The sequence below is a fragment of the Streptomyces sp. B21-083 genome, assembly GCF_036898825.1.
In the GTDB taxonomy this organism is placed as follows: Bacteria; Actinomycetota; Actinomycetes; order Streptomycetales; family Streptomycetaceae; genus Streptomyces.
The window spans coordinates 2853573-2863194 of sequence record NZ_JARUND010000001.1 but is presented as its reverse complement, the minus strand read 5'-3'; the positions used below and the strand labels follow the sequence as shown (position 1 = coordinate 2863194).

Annotated in this window: 8 protein-coding genes and 1 riboswitch; of the genes, 2 read left to right on the top strand and 6 right to left on the bottom strand. The window is 69.2% G+C overall.

All coding sequences use genetic code 11. The features are described from left to right. Nucleotides 1-268: 268 nt before the first annotated feature. Complete coding sequence (locus QA861_RS12815; protein WP_334588455.1) at nucleotides 269-1891, top strand: AMP-binding protein; 1623 nt, start codon at nucleotides 269-271, stop codon at nucleotides 1889-1891. A gap of 331 nt (nucleotides 1892-2222) precedes the next feature. On the opposite strand, the gene QA861_RS12810 is transcribed toward QA861_RS12815, so the two are convergent. The 6 genes from QA861_RS12810 to gcvT all read right to left on the bottom strand — a co-directional run bounded on the left by QA861_RS12810 (nucleotide 2223) and on the right by gcvT (nucleotide 8372). After that, complete coding sequence (locus tag QA861_RS12810; RefSeq protein WP_334588454.1) at nucleotides 2223-3122, bottom strand: nucleotidyl transferase AbiEii/AbiGii toxin family protein; 900 nt, start codon at nucleotides 3120-3122, stop codon at nucleotides 2223-2225. Beyond that, complete coding sequence (locus tag QA861_RS12805; protein ID WP_334588453.1) at nucleotides 3122-3736, bottom strand: type IV toxin-antitoxin system AbiEi family antitoxin domain-containing protein; 615 nt, start codon at nucleotides 3734-3736, stop codon at nucleotides 3122-3124. The genes QA861_RS12810 and QA861_RS12805 overlap by 1 nt, the downstream gene beginning before the upstream one ends. 261 nt (nucleotides 3737-3997) lie before the next feature. Then, nucleotides 3998-5365 (bottom strand): L-serine ammonia-lyase, encoded by a 1368-nt coding sequence (locus QA861_RS12800; RefSeq protein ID WP_334588452.1) that lies wholly within the window; start codon nucleotides 5363-5365, stop codon nucleotides 3998-4000. Nucleotides 5366-5421: 56 nt separating this feature from the next. Further along, nucleotides 5422-6684, bottom strand: a complete 1263-nt coding sequence (gene glyA, locus QA861_RS12795) for a serine hydroxymethyltransferase (protein WP_334588451.1) — start codon at nucleotides 6682-6684, stop codon at nucleotides 5422-5424. Between the two features lie 37 nt (nucleotides 6685-6721). Then, a complete protein-coding gene (gene gcvH / locus QA861_RS12790; protein WP_334588450.1) occupies nucleotides 6722-7099 on the bottom strand; it encodes a glycine cleavage system protein GcvH in 378 nt (125 codons plus the stop codon). Between the two features lie 139 nt (nucleotides 7100-7238). Beyond that, on the bottom strand, nucleotides 7239-8372 hold the full coding sequence (gcvT, locus tag QA861_RS12785; protein WP_334588449.1) for a glycine cleavage system aminomethyltransferase GcvT: 1134 nt from the start codon (nucleotides 8370-8372) through the stop codon (nucleotides 7239-7241). Nucleotides 8373-8532: 160 nt separating this feature from the next. After that, a riboswitch (glycine riboswitch) is annotated at nucleotides 8533-8633 on the bottom strand. Nucleotides 8634-8863: 230 nt separating this feature from the next. On the opposite strand from gcvT, the gene QA861_RS12780 reads away from it, so the two are divergent. Beyond that, on the top strand, nucleotides 8864-9544 hold the full coding sequence (locus tag QA861_RS12780; protein ID WP_334588448.1) for an AAA family ATPase: 681 nt from the start codon (nucleotides 8864-8866) through the stop codon (nucleotides 9542-9544). Nucleotides 9545-9622 lie beyond the last annotated feature (78 nt).

Here is a 9622-nt window from a genome sequence, read left to right as displayed (position 1 = left end):
GCGTTGCTGGTCGGATCGGTGCCGCCCGCCGGATTGCCGGGTCCTTGCCTGGATCAGGCACCGGGATCCTCGGAATGATCGAGGCCGTCGAGATGCCCGGCGGTGCCGCTGGACCCCGTCAACGGCGCCGCCTGCGAAAACCGGTCCGATGAGCGCGATCCGCTCATCGGGCCGGCTCGACGCATCCCGGTCGGACCGGCCCGGCGCCTGCGCCCGACCTCTGCCGGACAGGCCAAGAACCCGCGACCGTACGCGAGGAGAGATCACGTTGAACGCCCCGGACAAGGCCCTTCTGGAGTGGCTGGAGCAGCCGTCCGCCGACCGGGGGCTGCACTTCGCCGCTGCCGGCGACAGCTGGGACTTCTGGTCGTACGCCGCCCTCGCCGATCTGACGCTGCGCGCCGCCGCCGCCCTGCACACGCACGGTCTGCGGCACGGTGACGTGGTCGCAGTGGTCCAGCGGTCGAGCCCCGGCTTCGCGGCCGGCTGGTTCGGAGCGATCGCCGCGGGCGGCACCGCCTGCTCGATCGCCCCGCCGTTCGCCTTCCAGCGCGCCGACGACTACGAGAAGCACGCCACGCACTTGTTCGAGACGGCCCAGCCGGCCGTGACGCTGTGCGACGAGGACTCCATCGAGAAGGTACGCAAGATCACGGCGGACCTCGGGCTCCCCGAGCCGGTGCTCTTCGACGAGTTCGTCGCGGACGTCGCACCGGCCGAAGGGCCGTTCCCCGCCGCGGAGTTCGCACTTCTCCAGTTCACGTCGGGTTCCAGCGGCTTCTCTCGCGGCGTCCAGGTCACCAACGCCGCCCTGCGCGCCAATGTGACGGCCATGCGGCGCTGGCTCGACTGGTCGCCCGACCTGCCGGGTATCGCGTGGCTCCCGGTCCACCACGACATGGGACTCATCGGTTGTCTCATCAACATCGTCACGACAGGGTGCGACGGCTGGATGCTTCAGCCGGAGGACTTCATCCGCTCTCCGCAGCGCTATCTGCGCTGCATCAGTGAGCAGCGCGTGGGCCTGGCCGCGATGCCGAACTTCGGCCTCGCGTACATCTTGCGCCGGATCAAGCCGCAGGACCTCGAAGGACTGCGCTTCGACTCGCTGCGCTCGATCATCCTGGGCGCCGAGCGCATCGACCCGACGGTGCTGGAGAAGTTCGACGAACTTCTCTCCCCGTACGGCTTCGACAGCCGTGCTCTCCTCCCCGCGTACGGCGGCGCGGAGGCGACCCTCGCCGTCACCGGGCTCCCTCTCGGCGAGGGCTGGACGGCCCTGTCTCCGGAGCACGGAGGCGCGGCGGCCACTGCGGGCGGGCGGATCGTGGGCTGCGGGCGTCCGCTGGAGGGTGTGTCGGTCACCATCACGGACGACGACGAGCGGCCTGTACCGGACGGCACGGTCGGCGAGATCGTCGTCACCGGCGCCTCGGTCGCGACCAGCTATGTCGGCGACCCCGGCTCGGCCTCGGGCACGAGCATCGGTGACGGCACCCTGCGCACGGGCGACGCGGGCTTCCTCCACGACGGACAGCTCTTCGTCGTCGGCCGCCTCGGAGACGGGCTGAAGGTGCATGGCCGGATGGTTTTCGCCGAGAGCCTGGAGGCACAGCTCGTCGAGCGGGGCATTCCGGAGCGACGGGTGGCGGTTCTCCTCGGCCACCGCGACGGTGAACCGACGGCGACCGTGGTCCTGGAGGCCGCCAAGCCCGAGTGGTACGCCCTTGCAGGCACCGTCCTGCGCGAGTCGCTGCCGGATACGGAACTGACAGCCCTCGCCGTCTCCCGTGGCGGCATCGCCGTCACCTCCAGCGGCAAGCCCCGGCGACGTGTCATGTGGGCAGCTCTGTGTGACGGCAGCCTGCCCGGCAGCACCGTCGCCCTGTAGGAGCCGACGCGGGCTGGCCTGCTCCGAGGTTTGTAGGGGCTTGACAGCCCCCCGCCCGTCTCACCGATCAGTCGGCCAATATCGCTGACAGTCCAGCGGCAGTTCCACTGACGAGCCTGCGACAACGTCGCCCGGTGGACAGTCGGTGGACAGACGCCTTTGGACAGCGCATCACGGGGTGGCACTAGTCATCCTGCAGCACATGCTCCGACCAGGGAAAATGTCACAGAACAGCACGACGGGACACCACGCAACACGACCGCTCATGGTCTCGTAATGCGTAGGTCTCGGGTTCGAACCCTGACGCTCTACTCGGCCAGTCAGGACTGGTTCATGACCATGTGAAGGTTGCTGCACTCCATGTACGGGTGGTGGCATCGTCGTTGAGGAGAGTGTCTGCGAACTCGGTGACTTGCCGGACGACGTCAACGAAGCGTTCAGGGTAGCCGGTTGCAGCGGGACCCTGCCGACGGCGCCATGCGGTGTACGAGGTCTGGCGACGCTCGCCGAGGTCGGTGATGGCGGTGCTGAGAGGTTTCAGGGTGATGCCGCGGTGGGCGGCGGTGGCGGCCAGTGCCGTGGTGAGTTCCTGGCCGTCGAGGTCGTTGAGGGTGAGCAGGCGGTAGAGGTCGCCGTAGTCGCGGTCGCGTGTGTTGAGGTCGCCGAGTGAGACGGCGGTGGAGAGTTTTTCGGCGATGACGGTGGCGAGTGGGTAGCCGAGGATCTGGAAGCTCTCCGTTGCGAGCTGCTGCGAGTAGTCGATGATCCGCGGGGCGGGGGTGACGGGGTCGCCGAAGCTGACATCGAGTTGGAGCTTGAGCCGGGCCCGGGCGATGGATGCGGCCATGGACAGGCGTAGACCGTGATACTCGTCCTCCTCGCGGATAGGGACGGTCTTGAGCGTCGCGGCATCGAATACGACGCCGTCGTCGATCTCGGTAGCGGCGATGGCCGCGATCCTGTGGACGATCTCGGTTTCGGTGCCGGGGAACGAGCGGCCGAGGATGTCGATGTCGCGGGTCATCCGGCGTGCGCCGAACTGGGCGAGGAGTAGGCCGCCCTTGAGAACGAAGTGGTCCCGGCCAAGGGGCGATGCGGCCAAGCGATAGAGGAACCGTTCCAGGACGTACTCGACCATGATCTCGTCCGTGGACCGGCTGGTGCGGCGGGCCAGGTTGCGCAGGTCGTTGTAGACGCGGCCGGCGGGGGTGTCGCGCGGGGGGTTGGCCATCAGGCGAGCACCGCCTCTACGGCGGGGCGGATGACGGAGAGGGCGCCCAACTCGCGTGCGACGCGCTGGAGTTCGCTGACACCCCTGCGTCCGTCTCGGCGCAGGTAGCGGCCGAGTGCGGAGAGGGCGAGGGTCTCGCCGATGCGGCTGCGGTGGCGCATCGCGTCGACGACGCTGCGGGCGGCGCTATACACGGGGACGGTTTCTCCTGGGGCTGCTTCGAACCGTTCGACGCCGAGGGCGAAGGTCTTCGAGGCGTACTGCGCCACCACGGTCGGCGGGTAGGAAATCGTGGGGCGGCGTGTACCACGCGGCACGGCGATGTGCACTGCTGCGGGGATGTCGTCGATCAGCTCGTGCAGGGCCAGGGCGGACTCACCACACACGGCAGCGTGAGGAGCCCGCGCGCACACGGCCAGCAGGTCTGAATGTGCGGTCTCTGGGGCGTCTGCACGCCGGTACACCCCACGGGATAGTTCGTCTGTCTCCCTCTCCGCCACCAAGGACGCCAGATCGCGAGGGGAGAGCAGGGCCTGACGTGCCTGCGCCGTCGTGAAGGTAGGGGGCAGGCTGGCCAGTCGCTGCTTCAGGCGCGAGTTCTCCGCAGCACTCATGTATCGAATGATACCCCTCTGGTGGGCTTAGGGGATCGATTTGATACATCCTGACGACGGTCGGCAGTCAGGGCGGATTGGAACAGTGATCGCGGATGTCGCGAACCCCCAGGTCAGACACCCATCCCGTGGGATTTCCCGGGGACTTTCCGGGGACTTTCAAGCCTGTCCCAGGGACTTCTCGGGGACTTTCCGCCGAGTAAGCAGGGAAGGCCCTGACAGCGCTGAAAGACACGAACGCACTGGTCAGGGCCCATCTCCCTAGCACTCGATGATGTTCACAGCCAGCCCGCCCCGAGCCGTCTCCTTGTACTTGACGCTCATGTCGGCCCCCGTTTCCTTCATCGTCTTGATGACCTTGTCCAGGGAGACCTTGTGCGAGCCGTCCCCCCGCATCGCCATCCGGGCCGCCGTGACCGCCTTCACCGCGGCCATGCCGTTGCGCTCGATGCACGGGATCTGGACCAGGCCGCCGACCGGGTCGCAAGTCAGGCCGAGGTTGTGTTCCATGCCGATCTCGGCCGCGTTCTCGACCTGTTCGGGGCTGCCGCCCAGCACCTCGGCCAGCGCGCCCGCCGCCATCGAGCAGGCCGAGCCGACCTCACCCTGGCAGCCGACCTCCGCGCCGGAGATGGACGCGTTCTCCTTGAACAGCATGCCGATCGCGCCGGCGGCGAGCATGAAACGGACCACGCCCTCCTCGTCGGCGCCCGGCACGAAGTTGAGGTAGTAGTGCAGGACCGCCGGGATGATGCCCGCGGCCCCGTTCGTCGGGGCCGTCACAACTCGGCCGCCCGCCGCGTTCTCCTCGTTCACCGCCATCGCGTACAGCGTGATCCACTCCATCGCACGGGCCAACGGCTCGCCCTCCGCCCGGAGTTGACGCGCCGACATGGCCGCGCGCCGACGCACCCGGAGCCCGCCGGGGAGGATGCCCTCGCGGGACATTCCGCGTGACACGCACGCCTGCATCACCCGCCAGATGTCCAGCAGTCCGGAGCGGATCTCGTCCTCGGTGCGCCAGGCCCGCTCGTTCTCCAGCATCAGCGCGGAGATCGACAGGCCCGTCTCCTTCGTCAGACGCAGCAGCTCGTCGCCCGTGCGGAAGGGGTACTTGAGGGCCGTGTCGTCGAGCTTGATCCGGTCCGCGCCCACCGCGTCCTCGTCGACGACGAATCCGCCGCCCACCGAGTAGTACGTCTTCGACAGCAGCTCGGCCCCCGAGGCGTCGTACGCCCACAGGGTCATGCCGTTCGCGTGGTAGGGGAGCGTCTTACGGCGGTGCAGGACCAGGTCGTCGTCGAAGGAGAAGGCGATCTCGTGGTCGGCCAGCAACCTGAGCCGGCCCGACTCCTTTATCTGTTCCACCCGTTCGTCGGCGCCCTCGACGTCCACCGTGCGCGGCGAGGCGCCCTCCAGGCCGAGCAGCACCGCCTTGGGAGTGCCGTGGCCGTGGCCGGTCGCGCCCAGGGAGCCGTACAGCTCCGCGCGGACCGACGCCACCGACCCGAGGACCTCCTCGTTGCGCAGCCGGCGGGCGAAGAGTCGGGCCGCCCGCATGGGGCCGACCGTGTGGGAGCTGGACGGGCCGATGCCGATCGAGAACAGGTCGAAGACCGAGATGGCCACGGGAACTCCTCCAAAGAGGGCGGGGGCACACGTCGTCGGGTGCCCCCGCCAGGGAACTACTTGTTCAGGCCGGGGTACAGCGGGTGCTTGTCGGCCAGTGTCGTGACGCGCGCCTTCAGAGCGTCGACGTCGAACGACGGCTTCAAGGTCTCGGCGATGACGTCCGCGACCTCCTCGAAGTCCTCGGTCGTGAAGCCGCGGGTGGCCAGCGCCGGGGTGCCGATCCGCAGGCCCGACGTCACCATCGGCGGACGCGGGTCGTTCGGGATCGCGTTCCGGTTGACGGTGATGCCGACCTCGTGGAGGCGGTCCTCCGCCTGCTTGCCGTCCAGTTCGGAGTCGCGCAGGTCGACGAGGACCAGGTGGACGTCCGTACCGCCGGACAGGACGGACACGCCGTGCTCACCGACGTCCGCCCGCACCAGGCGCTCGGCGAGGATGCGCGCACCGTCCACCGTACGCTGCTGGCGCTCCTTGAAGTCGTCCGAGGCGGCGACCTTGAAGGAGACGGCCTTCGCCGCGATCACATGCTCCAGGGGGCCGCCCTGGAAGCCCGGGAAGACGGACGAGTTCAGCTTCTTCGCGAACTCCTTCTTCGCCAGGATGATGCCGCCGCGCGGGCCGCCCAGCGTCTTGTGGGTCGTCGAGGTGACGACGTCCGCGTAGGGCACCGGGTTCGGGTGCAGCCCCGCCGCGACCAGACCGGCGAAGTGCGCCATGTCGACCCAGAGGTACGCGCCCACCTCGTCCGCGATGCGGCGGAACTCGGCGAAGTCCAGCTGACGCGGATACGCCGACCAGCCCGCGATGATCACCTTCGGGCGGTGCTCCTTGGCGAGCTGCTCCAGCTCGGCCATGTCGACCAGCCCGGCCTCGTCCACGTGGTAGGCGACCACGTCGAACTGCTTGCCGGAGAAGTTCAGCCGCATCCCGTGGGTGAGGTGGCCGCCGTGCGCCAGGTCCAGGCCGAGGATGGTGTCGCCGGGCTGGGCCAGCGCGAACAGCGCGGCCTGGTTGGCGGAGGCTCCCGAGTGCGGCTGCACGTTGGCGTACTCGGCGCCGAACAGCTCCTTGACCCGGTCGATCGCGATCTGCTCGGCGACGTCGACGTGCTCGCAGCCGCCGTAGTAGCGGCGGCCGGGATAGCCCTCGGCGTACTTGTTGGTGAGAACCGAGCCCTGGGCCTCCATGACCGCGACCGGAGCGAAGTTCTCCGAGGCGATCATCTCCAGGGTGGACTGCTGACGGTTCAGCTCGGCGTCGACGGCGGCGGCGATGTCGGGGTCGAGCTCGTGCAGGGGAGTGTTCAGAAGCGACATGGGGTCGTTACGTCCTTACGTCCTTGTGCCTGGGGACTCAGCTGCCGGAGATCGCGGTGTACTCGTCGGCGGAGAGCAGGTCGCCCGGCTCGTCGGAGACCCGCACCTTGAAGAGCCAGCCGCCCTCGAACGGGGCGGAGTTCACCAGCGACGGGTCGTTCGTGACGTCCTCGTTGACCTCGGTGACCTCACCGGTGACCGGGGAGTACAGGTCGCTGACCGACTTGGTCGACTCCAGCTCACCGCAGGTCTCACCCGCGGTCACGGTGGCACCGACCTCGGGAAGCTGTACGTACACGACATCGCCGAGCGCGTTGGCCGCGTGCTCGGTGATACCGACCGTCGAGACGCCGTTCTCGGCGCCCGACAGCCACTCGTGCTCCTTGCTGTAGCGCAGCTGCTGGGGGTTGCTCATGGCCTGAATTCTCCTGTACGCGGGGGACTGGTCATGCATGGGGTACTACGGGGAGACCGCCTGCCCGACAGTAGGCAGGACACGGGACGCCGCACGGTCGGGACACCGGCTGCTTCTGACGCCGGAGCCGCGGCCGGGGTTACTTCCGGCGCTTGTAGAACGGCAGTGCCACGACCTCGTACGGCTCGTGGCTGCCCCGGATGTCCACGCCGACACCCGCCGTACCGGGCGCCGAGTGCGCGGCGTCGACGTACGCCATCGCGATCGGCTTCCCGAGGGTGGGGGAGGGGGCGCCCGAGGTGACCTCGCCGATCACCTGGCCGCCGGAGACGACCGCGTACCCGGCGCGCGGGACGCGACGGCCCTCGGCGACCAGGCCGACGAGTACCCGTGGCGGCTCGTACGAAGCGCGCTCGGCGGCCTCGCGCAGGGCCGCGCGACCCACGAAGTCGCCCGCCTTCTCGAACTTGACGACCCGGCCGAGCCCCGCGTCGAAGGGTGTGAGGGAGGTGCTCAGCTCATGCCCGTACAGCGGCATGCCCGCCTCCAGCCGCAGCGTGTCCCGGCAGGACAGTCCGCAGGGGACGAGCCCGACGGGTGTGCCCGCGTCGGTCAGCGCCTGCCACACCTTCTCCGCGTCACCCGGCGCCACGAACAGCTCGAAGCCGTCCTCACCGGTGTATCCGGTGCGCGCGATCAGGGCGGGGACACCGGCGACCGTGCCGGGCAGGCCCGCGTAGTACTTCAGGCCGTCGAGGTCGGCGTCCGTGAGGGCGGTGAGGATGCCGGGGGCCTCCGGGCCCTGTACGGCGATCAGCGCGTAGGCGTCCCGGTCGTCGCGGACCAGCGCGTCGAAGCCGTCGGACCGCTCGACGAGGGCGTCCAGCACGATCTGCGCGTTGCCGGCGTTGGCCACGACCAGGTAGGTGGAAGACCCGGCCTCGGTCTCGGCCAGGCGGTAGACGATGAGGTCGTCCAGGATGCCGCCGTCGGCCCGGCAGATCATGGTGTAGCGGGCGCGTCCGACGGCGACGGACCCGATGTTGCCGACCAGCGCGTAGTCGAGCAGGGCGGCGGCTTCCGGCCCGGTCACGGTGATCTCGCCCATGTGGGAGAGGTCGAAGAGGCCGGCCTTCGTGCGCACGGCCAGATGCTCGTCGCGCTCGGAGCCGTACCGCAGGGGCATGTCCCAGCCGGCGAAGTCGGTCATCGTGGCGCCCAGCGAACGATGCAGGGCATCGAGGGCGGTAAGACGCGGAGAGGTGCTGCTCATCGGTAGTGCTCCCAGGGCATGACGGCGAGGTCGTTCCTCCCCATCTGTCATCGGAACCTGAGAGGTTCGTCATGACCGCCGGTGAAACGGCAGGTCACTGACTTGCACCGTGGGTGGAGCCACCGGTCATGACGACCCGCGACCCGCTTTTCAGATGTGCCTCGCCCGCGCGGTAACGGGGCCTGAGAGATTCAAGGGAGGGACTTGCTCCTTCGGCGCCCGGGTACCCATGGGGTCCCGGAACTCTCCCGCGCGGATTCAAGCGGCCGGTATGCAGTTGGCGGGCACATCATCGCACGCATTGCTTCGGCACGGCAGGGGGACCCTTCACAGAGGGGACACGGCCCGGCCGCAGGCGCACACTCTGCTCACATACCGCCCTGTAGCAGGCCTGTTGCAGTAATCGGACCCTACCGAGAGACACCGCGTATTACCTTCTCTTTACACTCGACGGGGACGGTACTTCCCGACCCCATGGGAGGACGAACACGGTGAACAGGACCACGGCGTACGCGACGACCTCGGCCCTCGTACTGACCGACGCGCTGCCCAGGCAGTCGTCCGGCCCCGCCCGGGAGGCGTGTGCGGCGCGCCCCGAACCAGTGATCCGCGATCTGCGGGAGCGCTCGGGCCACAGCCCGTACGGCCTCACCTTCGGCGCCCGCGACCTCGTCGTGGTCACCGGCCTGCCGGGCAGCGGCAAGTCCACACTGATGCGCCGGGCGGTGCGCGCCACCGGCATCGACTCGCAGAACACCCGCGACGACTGGGACGCCCGTACGCCCTCCTTTCTTCCCTACGCCGTCTACCGCCCCCTCGTCCGCCTCGCCCACTACGCCGGACTGCGCCGCGCCCTGCGCTCCGGCGCCGGAGTCGTCGTGCACGACTGCGGTACGCAGGCCTGGGTGCGTGGCTGGCTGGCCCGCGAGGCCCGCCGCCGGGGCGGCACCCTCCATCTGCTCCTCCTCGACGTCACCCCGGGTGAGGCGCTGGAGGGCCAGCGTGAACGGGGTCGGGGTGTCTCGCGGTACGCGTTCCTGCGTCACCGTCAGGCCGCCTCGCGGCTGCTGCGCTCGGTGGAGAAGGGGAACCTGCCGGACGGCTGCGGCTCGGCGGTGCTGATCGACCGGGACGCGGCGGACATCCTGCGCAGGATCGACTTCGCGGACTGACCGCCGTATCCGGCGGGGCCGGTTAGGGTTTTGCCCATGAGGGGACTCCCCTTGAGGGACTCAGGACAGCGGTTCACA

Bases quoted from the DNA above. Each gene is read 5' to 3' on its own strand.
- gcvT (WP_334588449.1), bottom strand. From the start codon at position 8,372: ATGAGCAGCACCTCTCCGCGTCTTACCGCCCTCGATGCCCTGCATCGT.
- gcvH (WP_334588450.1), bottom strand. From the start codon at position 7,099: ATGAGCAACCCCCAGCAGCTGCGCTACAGCAAGGAGCACGAGTGGCTG.
- glyA (WP_334588451.1), bottom strand. From the start codon at position 6,684: ATGTCGCTTCTGAACACTCCCCTGCACGAGCTCGACCCCGACATCGCC.
- QA861_RS12810 (WP_334588454.1), bottom strand. From the start codon at position 3,122: ATGGCCAACCCCCCGCGCGACACCCCCGCCGGCCGCGTCTACAACGAC.
- QA861_RS12805 (WP_334588453.1), bottom strand. From the start codon at position 3,736: ATGAGTGCTGCGGAGAACTCGCGCCTGAAGCAGCGACTGGCCAGCCTG.